General features: G+C 62.3%; 30 protein-coding genes. All 30 read left to right on the top strand.

Annotation, left to right across the window (positions count from 1 at the left end):
- The first annotated feature begins 20 nt into the window (after positions 1 to 20).
- The 30 genes from PV375_RS05435 (at position 21) to PV375_RS05580 (ending at position 22,946) form a co-directional block, all read left to right on the top strand.
- A complete protein-coding gene (locus tag PV375_RS05435) occupies positions 21 to 1,982 on the top strand; it encodes a DNA polymerase (RefSeq protein ID WP_332106457.1) in 1,962 nt (653 codons plus the stop codon).
- A 138-nt stretch (positions 1,983 to 2,120) separates the two neighbouring features.
- The gene (locus tag PV375_RS05440) at positions 2,121 to 2,888 is read left to right on the top strand and encodes a phage antirepressor (protein ID WP_332106458.1); all 768 of its coding nucleotides are present in this window, start codon (positions 2,121 to 2,123) and stop codon (positions 2,886 to 2,888) included.
- The gene (locus PV375_RS05445; protein WP_332106459.1) at positions 2,885 to 3,328 is read left to right on the top strand and encodes a DUF7768 domain-containing protein; all 444 of its coding nucleotides are present in this window, start codon (positions 2,885 to 2,887) and stop codon (positions 3,326 to 3,328) included. Before PV375_RS05440 ends, PV375_RS05445 begins: the two co-directional genes overlap by 4 nt.
- 5 nt (positions 3,329 to 3,333) lie before the next feature.
- A complete protein-coding gene (locus PV375_RS05450) occupies positions 3,334 to 5,592 on the top strand; it encodes a phage/plasmid primase, P4 family (RefSeq protein WP_332106496.1) in 2,259 nt (752 codons plus the stop codon).
- Positions 5,593 to 5,725: 133 nt separating this feature from the next.
- The gene (locus PV375_RS05455; protein ID WP_332106460.1) at positions 5,726 to 6,004 is read left to right on the top strand and encodes a VRR-NUC domain-containing protein; all 279 of its coding nucleotides are present in this window, start codon (positions 5,726 to 5,728) and stop codon (positions 6,002 to 6,004) included.
- Positions 5,985 to 7,346, top strand: a complete 1,362-nt coding sequence (locus tag PV375_RS05460) for a DEAD/DEAH box helicase (RefSeq protein ID WP_332106461.1) — start codon at positions 5,985 to 5,987, stop codon at positions 7,344 to 7,346. Before PV375_RS05455 ends, PV375_RS05460 begins: the two co-directional genes overlap by 20 nt.
- Positions 7,343 to 7,807: a hypothetical protein gene (locus tag PV375_RS05465; RefSeq protein WP_332106462.1), complete on the top strand. Its 465-nt coding sequence runs from the start codon at positions 7,343 to 7,345 to the stop codon at positions 7,805 to 7,807. Before PV375_RS05460 ends, PV375_RS05465 begins: the two co-directional genes overlap by 4 nt.
- A gap of 294 nt (positions 7,808 to 8,101) precedes the next feature.
- Entirely contained in the window at positions 8,102 to 8,680 is a 579-nt protein-coding gene (locus PV375_RS05470) for a methionine adenosyltransferase domain-containing protein (RefSeq protein ID WP_332106463.1), read from the top strand.
- On the top strand, positions 8,652 to 9,902 hold the full coding sequence (locus tag PV375_RS05475; RefSeq protein ID WP_332106464.1) for a site-specific DNA-methyltransferase: 1,251 nt from the start codon (positions 8,652 to 8,654) through the stop codon (positions 9,900 to 9,902). The genes PV375_RS05470 and PV375_RS05475 overlap by 29 nt, the downstream gene beginning before the upstream one ends.
- Before the next feature lie 147 nt (positions 9,903 to 10,049).
- Positions 10,050 to 10,235: a hypothetical protein gene (locus PV375_RS05480; RefSeq protein WP_034375438.1), complete on the top strand. Its 186-nt coding sequence runs from the start codon at positions 10,050 to 10,052 to the stop codon at positions 10,233 to 10,235.
- Entirely contained in the window at positions 10,232 to 10,882 is a 651-nt protein-coding gene (locus PV375_RS05485; RefSeq protein ID WP_014320309.1) for a hypothetical protein, read from the top strand. The genes PV375_RS05480 and PV375_RS05485 overlap by 4 nt, the downstream gene beginning before the upstream one ends.
- A 213-nt stretch (positions 10,883 to 11,095) precedes the next feature.
- Complete coding sequence (locus PV375_RS05490) at positions 11,096 to 11,383, top strand: hypothetical protein (RefSeq protein ID WP_014320308.1); 288 nt, start codon at positions 11,096 to 11,098, stop codon at positions 11,381 to 11,383.
- A gap of 33 nt (positions 11,384 to 11,416) precedes the next feature.
- A complete protein-coding gene (locus PV375_RS05495; RefSeq protein WP_332106465.1) occupies positions 11,417 to 11,707 on the top strand; it encodes a hypothetical protein in 291 nt (96 codons plus the stop codon).
- A 114-nt stretch (positions 11,708 to 11,821) separates the two neighbouring features.
- Positions 11,822 to 13,420, top strand: a complete 1,599-nt coding sequence (locus PV375_RS05500; protein WP_332106466.1) for a terminase large subunit — start codon at positions 11,822 to 11,824, stop codon at positions 13,418 to 13,420.
- 28 nt (positions 13,421 to 13,448) lie between these two features.
- Positions 13,449 to 14,741: a phage portal protein gene (locus tag PV375_RS05505; RefSeq protein WP_332106467.1), complete on the top strand. Its 1,293-nt coding sequence runs from the start codon at positions 13,449 to 13,451 to the stop codon at positions 14,739 to 14,741.
- A 12-nt stretch (positions 14,742 to 14,753) separates the two neighbouring features.
- Positions 14,754 to 15,623 (top strand): head maturation protease, ClpP-related, encoded by an 870-nt coding sequence (locus PV375_RS05510; RefSeq protein WP_332106468.1) that lies wholly within the window; start codon positions 14,754 to 14,756, stop codon positions 15,621 to 15,623.
- Positions 15,611 to 15,817, top strand: a complete 207-nt coding sequence (locus tag PV375_RS05515) for a hypothetical protein (RefSeq protein WP_332106469.1) — start codon at positions 15,611 to 15,613, stop codon at positions 15,815 to 15,817. The genes PV375_RS05510 and PV375_RS05515 overlap by 13 nt, the downstream gene beginning before the upstream one ends.
- Position 15,818: 1 nt before the next feature.
- Positions 15,819 to 16,832, top strand: a complete 1,014-nt coding sequence (locus PV375_RS05520; RefSeq protein WP_332106497.1) for a phage major capsid protein — start codon at positions 15,819 to 15,821, stop codon at positions 16,830 to 16,832.
- 34 nt (positions 16,833 to 16,866) lie between these two features.
- Complete coding sequence (locus tag PV375_RS05525) at positions 16,867 to 17,181, top strand: head-tail connector protein (RefSeq protein ID WP_332106470.1); 315 nt, start codon at positions 16,867 to 16,869, stop codon at positions 17,179 to 17,181.
- Positions 17,182 to 17,184: 3 nt separating this feature from the next.
- Complete coding sequence (locus PV375_RS05530; protein WP_332106471.1) at positions 17,185 to 17,547, top strand: phage head completion protein; 363 nt, start codon at positions 17,185 to 17,187, stop codon at positions 17,545 to 17,547.
- Positions 17,516 to 17,953, top strand: coding sequence for an HK97-gp10 family putative phage morphogenesis protein (locus tag PV375_RS05535; protein WP_102217284.1), 438 nt, complete (start codon positions 17,516 to 17,518; stop codon positions 17,951 to 17,953). Before PV375_RS05530 ends, PV375_RS05535 begins: the two co-directional genes overlap by 32 nt.
- Positions 17,950 to 18,294: a hypothetical protein gene (locus PV375_RS05540; RefSeq protein WP_332106472.1), complete on the top strand. Its 345-nt coding sequence runs from the start codon at positions 17,950 to 17,952 to the stop codon at positions 18,292 to 18,294. The genes PV375_RS05535 and PV375_RS05540 overlap by 4 nt, the downstream gene beginning before the upstream one ends.
- 18 nt (positions 18,295 to 18,312) lie before the next feature.
- Positions 18,313 to 18,909: a major tail protein gene (locus tag PV375_RS05545; RefSeq protein ID WP_005295596.1), complete on the top strand. Its 597-nt coding sequence runs from the start codon at positions 18,313 to 18,315 to the stop codon at positions 18,907 to 18,909.
- 12 nt (positions 18,910 to 18,921) lie between these two features.
- Entirely contained in the window at positions 18,922 to 19,332 is a 411-nt protein-coding gene (locus PV375_RS05550; protein ID WP_100622304.1) for a hypothetical protein, read from the top strand.
- A gap of 17 nt (positions 19,333 to 19,349) precedes the next feature.
- Positions 19,350 to 19,526: a hypothetical protein gene (locus PV375_RS05555; protein WP_007000817.1), complete on the top strand. Its 177-nt coding sequence runs from the start codon at positions 19,350 to 19,352 to the stop codon at positions 19,524 to 19,526.
- Positions 19,527 to 19,552: 26 nt separating this feature from the next.
- Positions 19,553 to 20,980, top strand: coding sequence for a tape measure protein (locus PV375_RS05560; protein WP_332106473.1), 1,428 nt, complete (start codon positions 19,553 to 19,555; stop codon positions 20,978 to 20,980).
- Positions 20,977 to 21,462, top strand: a complete 486-nt coding sequence (locus PV375_RS05565) for a phage tail protein (RefSeq protein WP_332106474.1) — start codon at positions 20,977 to 20,979, stop codon at positions 21,460 to 21,462. The genes PV375_RS05560 and PV375_RS05565 overlap by 4 nt, the downstream gene beginning before the upstream one ends.
- Before the next feature lie 32 nt (positions 21,463 to 21,494).
- Positions 21,495 to 21,857: a hypothetical protein gene (locus PV375_RS05570; RefSeq protein WP_332106475.1), complete on the top strand. Its 363-nt coding sequence runs from the start codon at positions 21,495 to 21,497 to the stop codon at positions 21,855 to 21,857.
- On the top strand, positions 21,841 to 22,260 hold the full coding sequence (locus PV375_RS05575) for a hypothetical protein (protein ID WP_332106476.1): 420 nt from the start codon (positions 21,841 to 21,843) through the stop codon (positions 22,258 to 22,260). The genes PV375_RS05570 and PV375_RS05575 overlap by 17 nt, the downstream gene beginning before the upstream one ends.
- Positions 22,260 to 22,946, top strand: a complete 687-nt coding sequence (locus tag PV375_RS05580; RefSeq protein ID WP_332106477.1) for a hypothetical protein — start codon at positions 22,260 to 22,262, stop codon at positions 22,944 to 22,946. Before PV375_RS05575 ends, PV375_RS05580 begins: the two co-directional genes overlap by 1 nt.
- Positions 22,947 to 22,974: the final 28 nt, after the last annotated feature.

Below are 22,974 nucleotides of genomic sequence, written 5' to 3' on the forward strand. Positions count from 1 at the left end.
TTTTCTAGGAGCTGTCGCGCATGCGTGAACTCTTCATTGACATCGAGACCTTCTCGCCAGTGAACCTGGCGAAATCCGGGGTGTACCCCTACGCCGACCACGACGACTTCGAGCTCCTCCTGTTCGGCTACTCGATCGACGGCGGCCCGGTCGAGGTCGTCGATCTCGCCAACGGAGACCAGCTGCCCGATAAGGTGCTGGCCGCACTCGTCGACCCGCACGTAGTGAAGTGGGCGTTCAACGCCGCGTTCGAGCGCATCTGCCTCTCAGCCTGGCTGGCCAGACAGCATCCAGAGCTCATGGCGGGCCGCAGGCTCCTGGATCCTGCCCAGTGGCGCTGCACCATGGTCTGGAGCGCGTACCTCGGCCTGCCGATCAGTCTGGAGCAGGTCGCCACTGTCCTTGATCTGCCGGTGCGTAAAGACAGAGCGGGTAAGAAGCTCATCCGCCAGTTCTGTACCCCGGCCACACCGAGCGTGTGCAACCAGGGTGGGATGCGTAACCCGCCTGCATCTGACCCGGACGGGTGGGAGCAGTTCATCTCCTACAACCGGCGCGACGTCGAGGTGGAGCTTGCGATCCATGACCGGCTGGCCGACTTCCCGCTCCCAGCGTCCGAATGGAACACCTACGCCCTGGACCAGACAGTCAACGACACCGGCATCCGGCTCGACCAGGTTCTCGTGGATCACGCGGTGGCGTGCGACCGGCAGCACCGCGCCACCACGCTGGCCCGCGCTCAAGAACTCACCGGGCTGGAGAACCCGAACTCGCCGATCCAGCTGAAAGAGTGGCTCGCCGCCCATGGCACGCCTCTGCAGTCACTGACGAAAGACGAAGTCTCCGCCGCGCTCGACACCGCCACTGGTGAGGTGCGTGAAGTCCTCCAGCTGCGCGGTGAGCTCGCGAAGTCGTCGGTGAAGAAGTACGAGGCGATGCAGCATGTGGCAGGTCGTGATGGGCGCGGGCGGGGTTTCCTCCAGTTCTACGGGGCAGGGCGCACCGGGCGTTTCGCGGGCCGCCTCGTCCAAGTCCAGAACCTGCCCCGCAACTACCTACCAGACCTGGCCGAGGCCAGAAGCCTCGTGCGGACCGGGGACTTTGAAGCGGTCGAATTGCTCTACGACTCTGTGCCCGACACCCTCAGCCAGCTGATCCGTACCGCTTTCATCCCCGCCGACGGTCACCGGTTCGTGGTGGCCGACTTCTCTGCAATCGAGGCGCGGGTCATCGCCTGGCTTGCAGGAGAAACCACCACGCTTCACGCGTTCCGAGACGGGAAGGATTTGTACTGCGAGACCGCGAGCCGCATGTTCGGAGTCCCCGTCGACAAGCACGGAGCCAACGCCGAGTTACGTCAGAAGGGCAAGATCGCGGTGCTCGCCTGTGGCTATCAAGGCGGTGTCGGTGCGCTCAAAGCCATGGGGGCGCTGCGGATGGGCCTGACTGAATCTGAACTGCAGCCGCTGGTCGATGCGTGGCGGGCAGCCAACCCCAGCGTGGTGCAGTTGTGGGCTGACATTAATGCTGCCGCCATTGAAACCATCGCCACCCGCCAACCCTCCCAGGTTGGTCCGCTGGCCTTCACGGTCGAGGCCGGGATCATGTTCATCCAGCTCCCGTCAGGGCGTCGGCTGGCTTATGTGAAACCACGACTCGGTGAGAACCGATTCGGAGGAACCTCGATCGTCCACGAAGGCATCAGCACCGGACGCAAATGGGGGCAGCTCGAGACCTACGGCGGCAAACTCACCGAGAATATCGTCCAAGCTGTCGCCCGCGACCTGCTCACCTACGGCATGCACCAAGTTGCGCAGGCTGGGCACAGGATCGTGATGCATGTCCATGACGAAATCGTCGTAGAAACCACCACCGCCACCGTGGAGGAGATCTGTGCACTCATGGCCACCACACCCGATTGGGCTGAGGGGCTTCCACTGTCAGCGGATGGGTATGTGTGCGACTTCTACATGAAGGACTGAAGCATCAACATGAAACGAGCGTGAAGCAATTGTCCGGTTTCACCTGTGTTCATCGGCGTATGCCTGAGAGCACGAAACTGGCCACACCCGTGACCGGTGGGACAACCCTCGACCTGGCTCTCAGAACAGGAGCCAGTCATGGCTACCACCGCTTTACAGGCATTCACCAACGATGCCTTCGGGACTATCCGAACCGTCGAATCTGACGGAAAGATCTACTTCTGCGGCCGGGACATCGCTACCGCGCTGGGCTACAAAGACCCTCTCAACGCCATCAAGCAACACGGACGTGGGGTGGCGTTTCACCACCCCATCACCGATGCACTCGGCCGCACTCAAGAAGCCCGGTTCATCACCGAAGGTGACATGTACCGGTTGATCGCATCCTCGAAGCTGGCTTCTGCACAGGCGTTCGAGTCGTGGGTATTCGACGAGGTGCTGCCTACCATCCGCCGCCACGGCGTCTACGCCATCGACGAACTTCTGAGCAACGATGAGTTCCTCGAACGTGCCATCACCCAGCTTCGCTCCGAGCGAGCCAAGCGGCTGGCAGCCGAGCAAGCCCTGCTAGAGGCCGCTCCGAAAGTGTCCTACTACGACGTGGTGCTGCAGTCGGATTCGCTGCTAAGCACCACTGAGATCGCTAAAGACTATGGGCTCTCAGCGAAGAAACTGAATGCTCTACTCCACGAGGCTGGGGTCCAGTTCAGGCAGTCCGGACGTTGGTTCCTCTACGCGCAGTTCGCTGAGCAGGGCTACACGCAGTCCAAGACCCACGAATACGAGGCCGGTAAGACCCGCACCCACATGTATTGGACGCAGAAGGGCCGCTTGTTCATTTACGACCTGCTGAAAAACCAGCTCGGTGTGCTCCCGGTCATCGAACGAGACGGCGATGCGGTATGAACACGGCGCTTACTGATGTAGGTCTGGGATTTTCACCCCGTAACGATAAAGGCTACCCGGACCCGACCGCATTTAAGGCGATGAAGAAGCTGCAACGCGCCTACTACGGGTACCGGCCCTTGGTCTATATCTGCTCCCCATATTCCGGGGACGTGGAAACAAACGTGGAACTGGCCAGGGCGTTCTGCGCCCACGCAGTCACCCGGTGCAGCATTCCACTCGCCCCGCACTTGTTGTTCCCGCAGTTCATGGACGACACCAACCCAGACGAGCGTGAACTCGCGATGTTCTTCAACCGAGTCTTGCTCTCTAAATGTGAAGCGATTTGGGTGTATACGGCCCGTGTCTCGGCAGGGATGCGCGTAGAGATCGAGTGGGCCCACCACCTCGAGATGCCGATCAAATATTTCGACGCTGACTTTGAGGAGGTTGCCCTGTGAACCCCATGACCATGTACACCGCCACCGTGGCTGGCCAACACAACAACGCCCACTACCCAAACCAACACACCGTCGCTACGGCGGATGAACTTCAAGCAGTAGCTCGCCTGGATCATGTAGCCGCCCAATACGTAGAAGGCAGGCGGTCAGCAGCAAGCTTCGTGACGTCGAACTGTCTCGTCCTGGACGTCGACAACTCACACACCGATGACCCATCAGAGTGGATCACCCCAGCGACACTGGCTGAGCAGTTACCGGGGGTGGCGTTGATGACCGCCACCAGCCGAAATCACCTCAAAGCAAAGGGCGCCCAGTCAGCCAGGCCGCGCTTCCACGCCTACTTCCCGATCACCCCAATCCAGGACGCGAACGAATATGCGAGGTTGAAGAGACACGTAGCTGCCCAGTTCGGGTTCTTCGACCCCAACGCAGTGGATGCGGGCCGGTTCATCTACGGCCACGATACGCCTGAAGTCACTGCGGTCGATGGCGCACAGAATATCGACACCTGGATTGAACAAGCAGTCGATGAGGACCTGTTTGCGCAGTGGGATGAAGCCACCCAGTCCATCGAGGAAGGCTCCCGCAACGCCACCTTGTCGAGGTTTGCTGGCAGGCTGCTCATCCGGCTGGGCCGAACTGCTGAGGCACGGGCCCTATTTGACCGGAAAGCCGCCCGCTGTAACCCGCCGCTGCCCGAGGCGGAGGTGGAGGCGATCTGGCGGTCTGCCACACGCTTCGCCAAAACGGTCGAGAACACGCCAGGCTATGTGCCGCCAGAGGACTATGAGGCGAGCCTAGAGTCCGTTCGCCCCACCGACTATTCCGATGTCGGGCAAGCCCAGGCACTATGTCAGGTCTACCCGGACACGCTCCGATACTCCGAAGCCACCGACTGGCTCGTCTATTACGACGGGGTCTGGTACGAATCCGCGCCAGCAGCCCAAGCCGTCGCACAAGAACTCACCGAACGGCAACTCACCGAAGCCAAGGAGCTGCTCGAGGACGCCAAAGACCAGCTCGCCGCCACGGGCGCTGCCATGTTGTTGGCGTCGATGTCGAAGGCGAAAGCCCAGGCCATGTTCTCCCCGGCCCAGCGTGAGGCGTTCGCTGCCTTCGAGGATGCGAAAACCTATGCGTCCTATGCGCTCAAGCGTCGAGAATCACGCGGGATCAGCAACTGTCTGAAAGAGGCCCGACCCATGCTGCTCACCACCCCTGAGCAGCTAGATGCCGACCCCTACCTGCTCAATACGCCATCTGCCACCTACGACCTTCGGGTCGGCCCGGCCAGTAAACGAGACCACGACCCTGCCGATCTGCTGACGAAGCAAACCAGCCTCAACCCCAACGAGGACGGTGCGGACTTGTGGGAGGAAGCACTGGCGGTGTTCTTCCAAGGCGACCACGAACTGATTGATTATGTGCAGCGCATCGTCGGACTCGCGGCGATCGGGCAAGTGCTCGTCGAGGCACTGGTCATCGCTTATGGGGATGGACGTAACGGTAAATCAACTTTCTGGAACACCATCGCCCGCGTGCTGGGTAGCTATGCCGGGAACATGAGTGCTGATGTGCTCACGATCGGTGGGATGCGCAACGTCAAACCCGAACTCGCTGAAGCCAAAGGCAAAAGGCTGATCATCTCCGCCGAGTCCGAAGAAGGCGTGCGCATGTCCACCTCCGTAGTCAAACAGCTGGCCTCCACCGACCAGATTTATGCGGAGAAGAAATACAAGGCACCCTTCGCCTTCACGCCCTCTCACACCCTCATCCTCTACACAAACCACCTGCCCCGTGTGGGTGCGATGGATGCAGGCATCTGGCGCAGACTCATCGTCATCCCCTTCGAAGCCAAAATCGAAAGTTCCTCGGATGTGAAGAACTATGCCGACCACCTCTACAAGGAGGCAGGCGGAGCGATCCTTACCTGGATCATGGAAGGCGCGCGCCTCATCCACACCGAGAACTACCGGCTCAAGCAACCAGCCCGTGTCACAGCGGCATCAGCAGCGTATCGAGAAGAAAACAACTGGTTCGCCCAGTTTCTTGACGCCCATTGCGATATCGACCCGGCCGCATCTGAGCGAGCCGGGGACCTCTACCAGACCTACCGGGCGTGGGCGATGTCGACATCCGGGTGGGCTCGCCCCATGGTCGATTTCAACGCCACCGTTGAACACCACGGCTTCGTCCGTAAAAAGATGAAGTCCGGGATCAGAGTGTTTGGCCTCCAACTGAAAAACGAGTTTGACCAGCAGTAATAGCGCTGGGTGCAGCCTGGTGCAGACCCATATGTGAGTTTTCTATAGGGCATAAAAACTAGCCCTATAGAAAAGTCCAAAACGACCCTGCACCAGGTTGCACCCCAGGCACAACGCCAAGGACGTGTAACCCATGAACGAACGAAACATCGAACAGCATTTGAAGCAGGCCGTTGATGCGATAGGTGGCCTGTGCTGGAAGTTCACCAGCCCCGGCACAGCAGGAGTACCAGACCGCGTCTGTATCAACCGTGGACGAGTCATCTTCGTCGAGCTCAAAGCACCCGGACGCCTCCCACGCCCGATCCAGCGACGCCGCATCCAGCAGCTACGCAACCACGGCATCAGCGTCGAAATCGTTGACTCCCTCGACAAAGCTCAGGAGGTGGCCGATGCACTACGAACCGCATAGCTACCAACGACTGGCCACCAGGTTCGTTGAAGATCACCCGCAGGCAGCGATTCTGCTCGGTATGGGGCTAGGCAAAACCGTCATCACCCTGACCGCGATCTGGAACCTGCTGCTGGACTCCTACCAAGCCCGCAGGGTCCTCATCATCGCCCCACTACGGGTCGCGAGAGACACCTGGCCAGCCGAGGCCGCCAAATGGGACCACCTGGCAGGACTCACCGTCGCAGTCGCCGTGGGATCCAAGCCCCAGCGGGTGGATGCGCTTGCCGCCGAGGCGATGGTGACCGTCATCAACCGGGAGAACATCCCCTGGCTGGTGAACCACCTTGGCAAGTCCTGGCCGTTCGACATGGTGGTGATCGACGAGCTGAGCTCGTTCAAGAACCATCGAGCCCAACGGTTCAAAGCACTCGCAACAGTCAGGCCGCTGGTGTCTCGCATCGTGGGGCTCACCGGCACCCCCGCAGCCAACGGGCTAATGGACTTGTGGGCTCAGTTCCGTCTCCTCGACGAAGGTGAGCGCCTCGGCCGATTCATCACCCACTACCGCAACCGCTGGTTTGAACCAGATAAACGCAACGGGCAACAGATTTTCTCCTACAAACCCCGCGCCGGGGCCGAGGAAGAAATCTATGAAGCGATCGGTGACATCACACTGTCGATGCGCACCACAGATCATCTGAGGCTTCCAGAGCTCACGGTCACCACCCACACCGTAATCCTCGAGCCCAAGGAGCAGCAAGCCTACGAGCAGTTACGAGATGAGATGGTGCTCGACCTCGACGGACAGGTCATCGACGCCGCGAACGCCGCAGCCCTCTCAGGCAAGCTACTACAGCTGGCCTCCGGTGCGATCTACGACGAGGACGGCCAGCCGCTGGTAGTGCACGACCGCAAACTCGACGCACTCGAAGACCTCGTAGAGGCAGCCAACGGCCAGCCGCTGCTCGTGGCCTTCTGGTTCAAACACGACCTACAGCGAATCACCGAACGGTTCCCTTATGCACGTGAGCTGACAACCAGTACCGACATCACAGCGTGGAATAACCGCCAGATACCACTGGCGCTGATCCACCCCGCCAGCGCCGGTCACGGGCTCAACCTCCAGCATGGAGGCAACCTCCTGGTCTGGTTCTCCCTGACCTGGTCCCTGGAGCTATACCAGCAGACCAACGCCCGCCTCTACCGGCAAGGACAAGCCAACCCCGTCACGATCATCCACCTCGCCACCGAGGACACTCTCGATACAGCGGTGCTGGCCGCACTGAACAACAAAGACACCACACAGGCCGCACTGATTAACGCGGTCGCTGCAACTCTTGGAAAGCAGGCACACTCATGAACGATCACCCCATCTGGGACTATTTCGACTACCGCAAGGCCGCCATCGGCGTACTCCAGGACTACGCAACCCAGGCTGTCATCCTTCAACAAAGCGGAAGCTACACCGAAGAACTCAAAGCCTCCCTCACCTCTACCGGCTCACCCAGGATGGACGGCATCCCCCGAGCCAACGATCCCCACGCTGGTGAGTCACGGGTCTGCTCCATCCTCGATAACCTCGACGCGCTCAAAGCCCGTAACCGCAGAGCACAGGCGTATATGGCGTGGTTCAACCCGGCGTGGGAGAGCCTCAGTGACGAGGACCGGCTGGTGCTGGAGACGTTCTTCCTCGATGACCTATCCGCAGAGGAAGCAGCGGTGAAGATTGCTGAGCATTTCTATGTCGAACGCAAGAGTGCTTTCGCTAAGAAACAGCGCGCCCTTGCCCGTTTCGCACGCCTCCTATACGGCAGGGACTAATTTTCGCGCGCACGAGTGTCGCAAACAGGGTATGACTTCCAGGGATTGCCTGTCGCATGATGTAAGTGGTTGAAAAGTAGGTCCCGACCCCCAGACGAATCTTGGTAGCCCGTCTGGGGGTCAAACCATTTCTGGAAGGCGGTGAGCCCGGTGCCGAGAAAACCTCAGCGACCATGCTCACACCCGGCCTGCCCTGAGCTGACCGACACCAGATTCTGCCCGGCCCATGCCAAGGAAGATGATGCCCGCTACCGGAACGATGCGAACAAAGACACAGGTGTTCTTGAACGGGAGGTGCGCACGCTGGTCGTCGCTCCCGCTATCGAGGCGCATCTGCCTGGTGCCACGGCTGAGCGCGTGTTGGTCAACCCGTCGGGACGGTTTGTCACCGGTGGTCCCACCGCTGACACCGGGCTGACCGGGCGCAAGCTCATGGTCGACACCTACGGTGGGCTCGGCCCGCACGGCGGTGGCGCGTTCTCGGGTAAGGACCCCTCCAAGGTCGACCGGACGGGTGCGTACATGGCGCGCCTGATCGCGAAGACCGTGGTGGATGCGCGCCTGGCCGAAGAATGCCACGTCGCTATCTCCTATGCGATCGGTAAGGCCGACCCGGTCGCGTTCCACATCGACACCTTCGGCACCGGTCAGCACCCGGACTGGCTGCTCACCGACGCCGCCCAGGCGATCTTCCCGCTGCGCCCGGCCGCGATCATCGAACGCCTCGGCCTTAAAGCTCCCATCTACGCGAAGCTTGCCACCTACGGGCACATGGGACATGGCGTGAGCGAGTGGGAATGGACGCTGCCGTTTACCGACAAGCTCAAGACGGAGGTGAAGTGCCGTGCTCATCAAGCAGCTACCCATCAGTGAGCTCAAGCCCGCCGACTACAACCCGCGTAAGGACCTAAAACCGGGAGATCCAGAATACGACAAGCTCAAGCGCTCGCTGGCGGAGTTCGGGTATGTCGAGCCGGTGATCTACAACCACACCACCGGCCACGTCGTCGGCGGCCACCAGCGCCTGAAAGTGCTCGCTGATCTTGGCCACACTGATGTTGACTGCGTGGTCGTCGAACTGGACGAGACCCGTGAGAAGGCCCTGAACGTCGCATTGAACAAGATCAGCGGCGACTGGGATGACTCCAAGCTGGCCCTGCTCATCGCCGACCTGGACGCGGCCGACTTTGATGCCGAGCTCACCGGCTTCGACGATGACGAAATCCAGGCGATGATTGGTTCCCTCGATGATGACGAGGTCACCGATGACGGCTTTGATCTCACCGCCGCTCTCGAGGCCGCATCGTTCGTCCAGCGCGGGGACATTTGGACTGTCGGCAGGCACCGGCTGGTCTGCGGGGATGCCACCAACGCAGACGATGTTGCGATGCTCATGGATGGCAAGAGCGCGAACCTGGTGCTTACCGACCCGCCCTACAACGTGGCCTTCGAGTCCTCCGATGGGCTCACGATCAAAAACGATGCGATGAAGGCCGACTCCTTCTACGAGTTCCTGCTCGCCGCGCTGACCAACATGGCGGGTGTTCTCGACAAGGGTGGCAGCGCGTATGTGTTCCACGCCGACACCGAAGGGCTGAACTTCCGCAGGGCTTTCATCGACGCCGGGTTCAAACTCTCCGGCTGCTGCATCTGGGTCAAAGACTCCCTTGTCCTGGGACGCTCGCCGTATCAGTGGCAGCACGAACCGGTGCTCTACGGGTGGAAGCAGGGAGCCAAGCACAAGTGGTTCGCTGACCGGAAACAGACCACGATCTGGAACTTCGCCAAGCCGCGTAAGAACTCCGACCACCCGACGAGCAAGCCGCTGGACCTGCTGGCCTATCCGATCCGCAACTCCACCCAAGCCAACGCAATCATCCTCGACACCTTCGCTGGCAGCGGTTCGACCCTGATGGCCGCCGAGCAGACCGACCGCATCGCCTACCTCATGGAGTTGGACGAGAAGTACGCCTCGGTGATCCTGCGCCGCTACGCCGAGGCGACCGGGGACGCAGCCGGGATCACCTGCCAGCGAGGCAACACTCAGTACACGTATCTGGATCTGGTCAAACAGGTCGACCGCGACCGCGAATAAAACCCCACACTATGCAGGGAAAACAGGGGCGTGAAAATGAGCCGTTGATGAGGGAAAAAACGACTGGATAAGCGGAAAAACGTATGGCTGTATGTACATGACCGAAAGCACCCCCACCCCCGGGGAACCGAGCGAAAAGGACTGGTCATGAGTGAATTACACATCGAAATCAGCGAGCTCATCGCAGCCGGAGTCAACGTCTACGACCCCGAGGAAACCCTGCGGGTTGCCAGAGCTCGCGGCTACCAGCTGGTGGTGCGCGTGATCGAATACGACCCGACGCGTTTCCTCAGCATGGTGGCCGCCTGGTTCGAGAAGGAGGTCGTGGCATGAGCATCCTCGCCTTCACCCCGCACAAAACGGGCAGGAAAAAGCTCGCCCAGCTTCTCGCCGATCACCTTGGCACCGAGGCCACCTATCTGGGCACGCCCTCGTTTGCCTACCAAATCGCAGACGCCACGCTGGATCGGGACTGGACCCTCTACCTGCCAGATGGTATCGAGGCGCAGGCCGTGCTCGAGTCCGCACACAAGGCGGGCTTTGAAACCGCCGACCCGGGCGAGGTGGCGTTGACGGTCACGATGCCCACCACCGGGTGGAGTGAGCGCACTCGCGCCAACCTCGAAGCACTCCTGGCAGCCAAAGGGCCACTGATCGCCAAGGCCCTGGGCATCCCGGCCACACCCGTGCAGTTCAACGATGACGAGACCGTCTCGTTCCCGTGGTGTGAGTCGATTACGCCGGAGACGGCACGCGAGGCGGTGATCCCGCTTGTGGCAAAGCTCTGCCAGCGCGCCCAGGAGGCAACCCGGATCCGATCCACGCCGCCTGCACCGGGCAATGACAAGTACACGATGCGCTGCTTCCTGCTCTCCCTGGGCTTCATCGGCCCCGAACACAAGCAGGCACGCCGCATCTTGCTGGCAGGCCTGGAAGGCGACGCCGCCTGGCGCACCCCGGCAAGCAGGAAGGAGAACTGACGCATCAATCGCAACGCCTGACCTGCTGGCACCCGGAAACCCTGCCACGAGCGGGGTTTCCCCTCGTCACAAGCCTTGATTCTCCACGGTCTCCGAGTGCTGTAGATCCCAAAAAATAGTGCCTGATCTGGGCAAATACGACTGGATAAGCGCCCGCACCTATGGCTGTATGTACATGACAAAAGAACACCACCTGAGACAAGGACCACAGCCATGAACACCACCGAGAAGCTCACCACCGAAGCCCTGCAGATGCGCGTCGACTCCTACGGGGCGATCCTCGCACACGGCGACTACACGCTGGCCACCTTCGCGACCTGGACCAAGAAAGACGGCTACGGCAACAGCGCCCAGGTCTACCGCCTGACCGAAGCCCCGATCGATGGCTTCGGCCCGAACGCACGCGGCCGCAGCGAATGCGCCCTGGAGCTCATCGCCGAGGCCGACCACCTTTTCGCAGACGCCGGGCACGCCATCGCCTGGGCCCTGACCCAGATCTAACCCACATCCCACCAAGGCCAAGGAGGACCCGCGATGGACGCCACCCGGGAGCTGGTCACCAACCACCTGGAGATCCCCGCCGACGCCGCCCCGCACGGCGAGATCCAGGCAGCCGCCGAGATCCCCTTCAGCGTCCTCGACGAGCTCGCCGAGGAGGTCGGGGCCGAGAAGATCCCGGTCCACACGCTCAGCCGCATCGGCTGGCACTACACCAAAGCCGATCAGATCATCGCCCTGGCCAGGCAGCGCGGCCTGTCCGATTGGCGCTACGGCGGCTTCGACACCGACCAGGTCATCGCCGACTTCCGCGCCACCTACTGCTAACCCCTCGCACCGTCCCGACCCCCAAGGATCAGGATTTGCCCCACACTCTCCGTTTCGCCCCACCCCACACGGTTGGGGCTTTTCTTATGCCCCGAGGAAGGAGCTGCCGCCACGATGACGAGCACGTATCAGCCAACCCGGTTCATGGCCGACGGCTCCACCTACAACCAACGCAAAGCTGATTTCGCCGTGGCGTTCATTCAGGCGCTGCGCCACACCAAGGGCCGCTGGGCAGGACAACCGTTTAAGCTCCTGGGCTGGCAAGAACAGATCGTGCGCGACCTGTTCGGCACCATCAAGGACGATGGCTACCGCCAGTTCACCACCGCGTATGTGGAGATCCCCAAGAAGCAGGGCAAGTCCGAGTTGGCTGCCGCGATCGCGCTGCTGTTGACCTGCGGGGACGGTGAGCAAGCCGCTGAGGTGTACGGGTGCGCGGCAGACCGGCAGCAAGCCAGCATCGTCTTCGAGGTCGCCGCCGACATGATCCGCCAATCACCGGCTCTGTCGAAGCGGGTGAAGATTCTGTCCTCCCAAAAGCGCATCATCTACAAGCCGACCAACAGCTTCTACCAGGTGCTCTCCGCTGAGGCGTACTCCAAGCACGGGTTCAACATCTCCGGTGTTGTCTTTGATGAGCTGCACACCCAACCCAACCGGGCCCTGTTCGACGTGATGACCAAGGGCTCGGGTGATGCGCGCACCCAGCCGCTGTACTTCCTCATCACCACCGCAGGTACTGATACTCACAGCATCTGCTACGAGCAGCACCAAAAAGCGCGCGACATTCTGGCGGGCAAGAAACACGATCCAACCTTCTACCCGGTGATCTACGGTGCGGATCTGGATGATGACTGGACGGATGAAAAGGTCTGGCACAAAGCCAACCCCAGCCTTGGGGTCACGGTGCCGGTGGAGAAGGTGCGCGCGGCGTGCAACTCGGCTCGCCAGAACCCCGCCGAGGAGAACTCGTTTCGCCAGCTTCGGCTCAACCAGTGGGTGAAACAGTCGGTGCGGTGGATGCCCATGCACATCTGGGACGCGTGCTCGGACCCGGTGGACTTGGGCGAGCTGGAGGGCAGGCCTTGCTATGGCGGGCTGGACTTGGCTTCCACGACGGATATTACCGCGTTCGTGTTGGTGTTCCCGCCCTACGGGGATGACGAGAAGTACCGGATCGCCCCGTGGTTTTGGATTCCGGAGGACAACCTTTCGCTGCGGGTGGCGCGTGATCGCGTGCCTTACGACCTGTGGCACAGTCAAGGTTTCTTGGAGACCACGGAGGGCAACGTGGTCCACTACGCCCACATCGAGCACCTCATCGAGCAGCTCGGCGAGAGGTTCGATATCCGCGAGATCGCCTTCGACCGGTGGGGCGCGGTGCAGATGAGTCAAAACCTCGACGATGCCGGTTTCACCGTTGTGCCGTTCGGGCAGGGCTTCAAAGACATGAGCCCACCGAGCAAGGAGCTGATGAAGCTCGCACTCGAAGGCCGCTTGGCTCACGGGGGCCACCCGGTGCTGGCCTGGATGGTCGACAACATCCATGTACGCACCGACCCGGCAGGAAACATCAAACCCGACAAGCAAAAGTCCACCGAGAAGATCGACGGGGTCGTCGCCACCATCATGGCCCTTGACCGCGCGATCCGAGGCGGCAGTAGCGATACGGGCACATCCGTGTACGACTCGCGGGGGCTGCTCGTCCTCTAACGCTCACGACAACGCAAAGGAGGCCCCTGTGGGACTTTTCGACTGGCTTCGCGGCACCAATTCCCGGCAGGTGTCGAACCACCAACTGTCGGCGAGCTACAGCTTCCTGTTCGGGCCCACCAGCTCCGGGCGCACCGTCACCGAACGAAGCGCGATGCAGATGACCGCGGTGTATTCGTGCGTGCGGATTTTGGCGGAGGCGATCGCGGGCCTGCCCCTGCACGTCTACAGAACCGAGAAGGACGGATCGAAGATCAAAGCCACCGACCACACCCTCTACCGCCTGCTGCACGATGAGCCCAACCCGGAGATGACCAGCTTCGTCTTCCGCGAGACGCTGATGACGCATCTGCTGTTGTGGGGCAACGCCTACGCGCAGGTCATCCGCAACGGTCTCGACGAGGTCATCGGCCTGTATCCGCTCATGCCGAATCGGATGAGTGTGGGCAGGGATGAAAATGGCAGGCTCTACTACGAGTACCAGACCACCAGCGACGAACCCGCTGGCCAGTGGTCTCGCATCCGGCTGTCGCCTGCTGACGTGCTGCACATCCCAGGGCTCGGGTTTGACGGGCTCGTGGGCTATTCGCCGATTGCGATGGCGAAAAACGCGATCGGCATGGCCATGGCCACCGAAGACTACGGCGCGAGTTTCTTCGCTAACGGGGCTGCCCCTGGCGGGGTGTTGGAGCATCCGGGAACGATCAAAGACCCCTCGCGGGTGCGTGAGTCCTGGCAGCAAACCTTTGGTGGGGCCCGCAACAGCAATAAGGTCGCGGTGTTGGAAGAGGGCATGAAGTACACGCCCATCTCCGTCTCCCCGGAGCAGGCGCAGTTCTTGGAGACCAGGAAGTTCCAGATCAACGAGATCGCCCGGATCTTCCGCATCCCGCCCCACATGGTGGGAGACCTGGAAAAATCGAGCTTCTCCAATATTGAGCAACAGAGTCTCGAGTTCGTGAAATACACGCTCGACCCGTGGGTCATCCGCTGGGAGCAAGCCCTGACCAAGACGCTGCTCGCAGCGCGCGAGAAGCCGAGCGTGTTCGTGAAGTTCAACCTCGAGGGCCTGCTGCGTGGCGACTACGTCTCGCGCATGAACGGCTACGCCGTGGCCAGGCAGAACGGGTGGATGAGCGCCAACGACATCCGCGCCCTGGAAAACCTCGACCGCATCAGCTCCCGCCGATGGCGGCGACTTGTACCTGGTCAACGGCAACATGCTGCCGCTCTCCATGGCCGGGGCCTACGCCACCACCCAGCACACGCAGCAGGACGCACCGCCTGGAGAAGAGCAGCCTTCGGTGGAACAACGAGTTGAAAGGAGGAGCCGGTGAGACGGTTCTGGAACTGGGAGCCACCCGCTCCCGACATTGATAGCCCGGCAGGTAGTGATACCAGCCGGGTTTTGCGTATCAACGGGGTGATTGCTGAGGAGTCATGGTTTGACGACGACATCACCCCGGCCCTGTTCGCCTCCGAGCTGGCGGCAGGGTCCGATGATGTGACGGTGTGGATCAACAGCCCCGGCGGCGACGTCGTCGCGGCAGCCCAGATCTACAACATGCTCATCGACTATCCCGGACACGTGAAGGTGTGCATCGACGGGATCGCGGCCAGTGCCGCCAGCGTGATCGCCATGGCAGGTGAGGTCGTGGCGATGAGCCCGGTCTCGATGCTCATGATCCACAACCCGGCCACCCTCGCCGTCGGTGACGCCGACGAGCTGGGCCGGGCCATCGACATGCTCGCAGCGGTCAAAGAATCCATCATCAACGCCTACGAGCTGAAAACCGGGATGAGCCGCGCCAAGCTCGCACGCCTCATGGATCAAGAGACCTGGATGGACGCGCGTGCCGCCATCAGCATGGGCTTTGCCGACGACTACCTCACCGGCAGCCGCACCCCACCCGACCCAGACGGGGACGAGGACGACGACGAGGAGCCGGACAAGCAGAAACCGTGGCCGCCGACGTCACGAAACCCCGCCCCGCTCGCCGATGCCGCCAGCGGGGTGTGTTTTGCCCGCAAGCCCGCCGAGCAGCGCCTCGTCGCACACCTGACCGACACGCCACCTGACCACCCCGCCACCAGCCCCAGAGCCCACGCGGCCTGCGGGGCGAAAAGTGGTGGACCTGTACGCCGCCCTGATCAATCACACCCACCAACCAAGCAAGGAGAATCTTTCCCATGTCCACGATGACGATTTCTGACCTGCGCACCCGCCGCGCCGACACCTGGGAGAAGGCCAAGGCCTTCCTCGACGAGCGCCGCGACACCACCACCGGCTGCCTGTCCGCCGAGGACGACCAGACCTACGCCCGCATGGAAGCCGACATCGAACAAGCTCACCAACGAGATTGCCCGCGCCGAGCGCGCCCAGCGCCTGGACGCTGATCTGGCCCGGGCCACGAATGCGCCGCTGACCTCGATGCCCGGCCAGACCGGCGAGGAGACCGAACCGAAGACCGGCCGCGCCACCGCCTCCTACAAGCGCGCCTTCTGGGATGCGATGCGCCTGAACGCCTCCCCCATGGAGGTGCGAAACGCCCTGTCCGAGGGGGTTGATTCCGAGGGCGGCTACCTGGTGCCCGACGAGTTCGAGCACACCCTCGTGCAGTCCCTGGCCAACCAGAACATCATGCGAGGCCTTGCCAACGTCATCCAGACCACCAGCGGGGACCGCAAGATCCCGGTCGTGTCCACCCACGGCAGCGCCGGGTGGCTCGATGAGGGCAAGCCCTACACCGAATCCGACGAGACCTTCTCCCAGATCACGCTCTCGGCGTTCAAGCTCGGCACGTTTTTGAAGATCAGCGAGGAACTGCTCGGCGATTCGGTCTTCGACGTCGAGGCCTACCTCGCCGCCGAGTTCGCCCGCCGCATCGGCGCCGCCGAAGAGGAGGCGTTCCTGGTCGGTGACGGCAAAGGCAAGCCGACCGGCATTTTCGACGCCACCGGTGGCGGCATCTCGGATGTGACCACCGCGAAGGCCACCGACATCACCGCCGATGAGCTCATCGACCTGCACTACAGCCTGCGCGCACCGTATCGGGCCCGGGCAGTGTGGCTGATGAACGACGCCACCGTCAAAACCGTGCGCAAGCTCAAGGACAACCAGGGCCAGTACCTATGGCAGCCAGCACTCACCGCTGGTGCCCCGGACATGATCCTGGGCAAGCCGGTGCACACCTCCACGTTCGCACCCGAGATCAAGGCGGGCGCGAAGACCGTGGCGTTCGGTGACCTGTCCTACTACTGGATCGCTGACCGGCAGGGACGCTCCTTCAAGCGCCTGAACGAACTGTTCGCCACATCCGGCCAGGTCGGTTTCCTCGCCTCCCAGCGCCTGGACGGCAAGCTCGTCCTGCCCGAGGCCGTCAAGATCCTCACCCAGAAGGCCGGAGCCTAAAACCCCCACACGCAACGAATAGGAGGTGGCAGCCATGAACCACCAGCTCATCGACCAGGTCAAAGCCAACCTCATCCTCGCCCACGACGACGACGACGAGCTCATCGCCAACCTGGTGGCAGCTGCCACCTCCTATGCCACCACCTACCAGCACCTACCCGACGACTACTACGAGGCTCACGAGATGCCCGGTTCGACCCGGCAGGCGATCGTGATGCTCGCCAGTCACTTCTACGAGTCGCGTGACGGGTCCACGGCAGGGTTCTGGTCCGACAAACCCGATGCCGCCAAGGCCATGTGGGGCGCGGTGAACACGCTGCTGCGCCTTGAGCGCGAATGGAAGGTCTAACCCATGGCAGGCATTGGCAGTATGCGAGAAACCATCGACCTCATCACCCCCGTGGCCCGAAGGGACGCTGCGGGTTTCACCGCTAGCGCCGAGCAGGTGGTCGCCTCGGTGCGCACCTACAGCCAGATGAGGCACGCCAGCTCAGCGTGGGTCAACCGTGCCGCCTACACGCAGGCCACCGTCTTATTCCGCATCCGCACCATCCCCGGGCTCACCGTCTCGGAGGTCATGCACATCGCCGCTGCCGATGGCCGCTACGTCATCGACACCGTCGAGCCCATCGGCGGCTACATCGAGATCCTTGCCCACCGTCTGCAACCCGAAGGAGCCCATCATGGCGCGCGTCCAGATCCGACTCCCCAATAAGTACATAGACGCACTCGAGGCCACCTCACGCCTGCTGGACACTGCAACCGACGAAGTGCTGACAGCTGGCGCGAACGTGGTCGAACCACGCATGAGAGCCAACCTCGCAGCCGCGATCGGGCAGGCGACCACCACGCCGTCGCGCTCAACCGGCCAGCTCCTCGGCGCCCTGGGTGTCACGAGCGTGAAGGTCAACTCACGAGGCGATCACAACGTCAAAGTCGGTTTCGCCGAAAACCGCCGCGACGGCAGGTCGAACGCGCTCATCGCCAACGTGCTAGAACACGGCAGAAGCAACCAGCCCGCACGCCCGTTCCTGGCACCGACACGCTCCCAGACCAGACGGGGCGCGATGGAGGCGATGAAAACCGTGCTTAAAGCCAAGCTCGACGGGATCACACCATGACCATCCCGCTTTTGGAAACCCTCACCAAGATCGCTGACCGGCTTGATCTGCCGATCGCGGTGAGCCTGTTTAGCGCCTCGCCCGCACCGGACACCTATCTGGTGGCCACCCCGATCGCCGACACGCTGGAGGTGTTCGCCGACAACACCCCGAGCGTCGAAATCGAAGAAGTCCGCCTCGGCCTGTTCACAACAGGCAACTACCTGACCTGGCGAGACACGATCACCCACGCGCTCGTCGACGCGGGGCTGGTGGTGACCGCCAGACGCTACATCGGCTTCGAGGACGATACGGGCTACCACCACTACAGCTTCGATATCAGCTGCCACCACCCGTTTTAACGAAAGGACGAATCACCCATGGCCACGATTGGTCTTGACAAGCTCTACTACGCCACGATCACCGAAAACCCCACCACCGGCGAGGAAACCTACGCCAGCCCGAAGCCACTGGCCAAAGCGATCTCAGCGGAACTCTCCGTCGAGGTCGCCGAGGCGATCTTGTATGCCGACGATGGGCCCAGCGAGATCGTCAAGGAATTCAAATCCGGCACGCTCACCCTCGGCGTGGACGACCTAGGAGCAGAAGCCGCAGCGGCACTGACCGGTGCCACCCTGGATGCCAACGGGGTGCTCATCTCGTCCTCGGAAGACGGCGGCACACCGGTAGCGATCGGGTTCCGTGCCGCCCGCTCCAACGGCACCTTCCAGTACTTCTGGCTCTACCGCGTCAAGTTCGCCCTGCCAAGCACCACGCTTGCCACCAAGGCCGACTCGATCACGTTCTCCACCCCGAGCATCGAGGGCACGATCCTGCGCCGCAACAAGCCAGACGCGAAGGGCCGCCACCCGTGGAAAGCCGAAGCCACCGAAGGCGACCCCAAGGTCAAGGCCGAGATCATCACCGGCTGGTACCAGTCCGTCTACGAGCCCGCCGCCACCAGCCCCGGCAAGTAAAGGAGCCCGCTCATGACAAACACATCCTCGATTGATGCTGCCGGGCGCAGTGCGACCGTGACGATTGGTGGGAGCGAGTACGAGCTGGTGCTCACCACCAAGGCCACCCGGCTGATCGCCGAGCGCTACGGCGGGCTGGACAAGCTCGGAGCCGCGTTGGAGACCTCCGAGGACCTCGGCCAGACACTGACCGAGGTGATCTGGCTGATCACGCTACTGGCCAACCAGTCAGTGCAGATCCACAACCTCATCCACCGCGACAACCCGCGCCCGCAGTTGACGGAGGACGAGGTGGAGCTGCTGACGGTTCCTGCCGATATCGCCGACTACCGGGGTGCGATCGCTGAGGCACTGCAGCGAGGCACCCGCCGCGACATCCTCACCGAGCCAGCCCCAAAAGTGAGCCCGGCAGCGGACGGATAGTCGAATCCGACCGGGCAGTGTTCACCCGCCTGACCTACATCGGTTTAGCCCACCTCGGCCTGAGACAAGACGAGGTGGGCCTGATGGTCTTTGGTGAGCTCCTTGACCTGGTGGACTGCTGGCGGATCGAGACAGGACGAGCGAAACCAGCACGGGTGTGGTTCATCGACGACATCATCCCGCCCGGGATCTAACCCCACTGACAGGCAGGTGAATCCTCATGGCTGACTCATCGTTTGGTCTCAAGATCGGTCTGGAAGGTGAACGCGAGTTCAAGCGGGCCATCACCGACATCAACCGTGAGATGCGGGTGCTGGGCTCGGAGATGAAACTGGTGGCCTCCCAGTTCGACAAGAACGACAAGTCCACCCAGGCACTGGCCTCCCGCAACCAGGTGCTGACCAAAGAGATCGAGACCCAAAAGTCCAAGATCGAAACACTCAAGGCCGCGCTGGAGAACTCGGCCGCGTCGTTCGGGGAGAACGATTCGCGCACGAAAAACTGGCAGATCCAGCTCAACAACGCCGGTGCCGAGCTCAACGAGCTGGAAAAAGAGCTCAAGGCCAACAATGATGCGCTCGGCGAGTTCGGTGACGAGGCCGACGGTGCAGGCGATGATGCGAAAGACGCTGCCAAGGATGCCGGGCATTTGGAGGACGCGGTCGATGATCTCGGCGACGAGATGGACGACACCGGGGATAAGACCCGGATCTTCGGGGACGTGCTCAAAGCGAACCTGGCCGCCGAGGCGATCGTCGCTGGTGTCAAGGGCATCGGCAAGGCGATCACGAGTATCGGCCGGGGTATGGCCGATGCGTTGAAGGACGGGGTGGAGTACAACGCCCGCATGGAGCAGTACACCACCAGCTTCACCACGATGCTCGGCGATCAGGCAAAAGCCCAACAGCTGGTCAACGACCTGAAAACCCAGGCCGCGAAGACCCCGTTCGGCATGGAGGATTTGGCGAAGAACACCCAAACCCTGATGGCGTTCGGTATCAGCGCCGACGAAGCTACCCGCAGACTAGGCCAGCTCGGTGATATCTCCCAAGGTGACGCGCAGAAGATGGAGTCACTGACGTTGGCGTTCGCCCAGATGTCCTCGACAGGCAAGCTGACTGGCCAGGACCTCAACCAGATGATCAACGCCGGGTTCAACCCGCTGGAGGAGATCTCCCGCAAGACGGGCAAGTCCATCGGCGAGCTGAAAGAGGAGATGGCCAAGGGCGCGATCAGCGCGGACATGGTCGCTGACGCGTTCGCTTCGGCAACCGAGGAAGGCGGCCGTTTCCACGGGGCGATGGAAGCCCAGTCGAAAACCTTCACCGGACAGCTCTCTACCATGCGCGACGGCATCGACAACCTCAAGGGCCTGCTCGCCCAAGGTTTGACCGACGCGCTGGCTGGCACGGTCATGCCGATGGTCAACGGGTGGATCGATGAGCTCACGGCAGCCTTCGAGCAGGGCGGAGCCCCGGCATTGATCGACAAGCTCGGCGAGATCCTGCAAGAAGCACTCGCGTTCATCGCCGAGCAGCTGCCGATGGTCGTCGAGACCGGCATGGCGATTCGCACCGCACCGCTGGAACCGCACTCACCGGAAGGCATCATCGAGCCGTTGCCGTCGCCGAGACGAGACGAGCGATGATGCTCATCGTCGCACTAGTCGAGGCGATCATCGAGGCGCTGCCGTCACTGTTGGAAGCAGCCCTGCAGATCATCGCCACCTTGGTCACCGGTATCGGTGAGGCACTCCCGGAGCTCATCCCGGCGGCCGTGGAGATGATTGTCGCCCTGGTCCAAGGGCTGGTCGATGCGCTGCCAATGATCCTGGATGCCGCGTTGCAGCTCATTTTGGGGCTCGCCCAGGGCCTGCTGGAGGCGATCCCGGTGCTCATTGAGGCGCTGCCGCAGATCATCACCTCGATCGTGGAGTTCCTCATCGGCGCGATCCCGCAGATCATCGAGACCGGTATCGCGTTGTTGACCTCCTTGGTCGACGCGCTCCCGGAGATCATCACCGCGATCGTGACGGTGCTGCCACAAATCATCACCGGCATCATCACCATGCTGCTGTCGGCCCTGCCGCAGCTCAACGAAGGCTGGCGGCAAAACCACTCACCGCCCTGATTGGGGCGCTGCCGCAGATCATCAGCACGATCGTGGCCGCGCTGCCGCAGATTATCGCAGCGATCGTCTCGGCGATCGGTGGGGCGATTCCGCAACTGGTCATGGCAGGCGTCGAGCTGCTGACCGCGTTGATTACGAACCTGCCGCAGATCATCTCGACCATCGTGGCGGCGATCCCTCAGATCATCACCGGGATCGTGGGCGCGGTCGGTCAAGGGGTCGGCCAGATGGCCTCTGCTGGCGCGGACCTCGTGCGCGGGCTTGTGGAAAGGCATCCAATCCCTAGCAGGCTGGCTCTGGGACAAGGTTACAAACTGGTGCTCCGACATTTGGGACGGCATCACGGGCTTTTTCGGCATCAACTCGCCGTCCAAGGAAATGGCGTGGGTCGGTGACATGCTCACCCGAGGCCTGGCCGGAGGTATCGAAGACACCGGAAGCCGCGCAGTCGCAGCCGCCGAGGACGTCGCCGCAGACACCCTGAAGGCCATGAGCGAGCTCACCAGCGGTATCGACGTGCCGATCACCACCAGCCTGGAGCCGGTCGATCTGACCCCAACCCACCTGCAACCACCGCTTGCAACCACCAGCCACAGCGCTGTCGGCCAGGAGGAAGGGCGCGCAGGAGAGGTGGCGGGCATCGTCGACCAGACCGCCCGGGCACTGCTGGAGGCCATGGACATCAAGGTCGTGCTCAACGACGGCGCGCTGGTGGGCAAACTCGCTCCCGGCATCAACCGCCAGTTGGCTCGTATCAACTCCCACCACACGGTGCTCGCTACAGGAGGAGGTGTCTGATGCATGGTTTCACTCTCGACAAAACAGTGTCCTCAACGTCGCTGGGCCTGAGGCTCACCGGCCCGGTCGACCTACCTGTCGCCGAGCGGGTCACAGACGATATTGAGGTGGCGGGCAGGGCCGGGACGCTGACCCGCCTGGGCGGCTGGCATGACACGTCGATCACGTTGCCGCTCGCGATCAAAGGCAGCCTGGCCGCCTACCACAAAGCCGCACTGGCGCTGACCCGGGCGGCGACCATTCACCTGTCCCACCAGCCCGGGGCGTTCCACAAGATCAAACACGCCTCCATTAGCCCGCTGCGCACGGACATGTCCTCGTGGGGATTCTTCGAGGCGCACCTGGTGTGCGAGCCGTTTAGCTACCTGGATTCTGGGCTGACCACCCACACGCTCACCGCCTCCGGGCAGATCACCAACCCTGGCCTGGTGGATGCGGCACCGATCATCACGATCAGGGGCACCGGGGCGTTGACGCTGACGATCAACGGGGCCGCCTATCGCGTTCAGTCACCGGCAGGGCAGATCACCCTGGACTCGGCGCGGCTTGTCGCGCACGTGGCAGGCCGGGTGCAAACCGACGCGCTGACCGGCACGTTCCCGATCCTTACTCCAGGGGTCAACCGGGTCACTTTGGGTAGTGGCATCTCCAAAGTCGAGATCACCGGGAACTGGCGAAACCCCTAACCCGGCCCATCTCTTTGCTCTAAGTGCG

It is taken from the genome of Gulosibacter sp. GYB002, assembly GCF_036577665.1.
GTDB classification, from domain to species: Bacteria; Actinomycetota; Actinomycetes; order Actinomycetales; family Microbacteriaceae; genus Gulosibacter; species Gulosibacter hominis.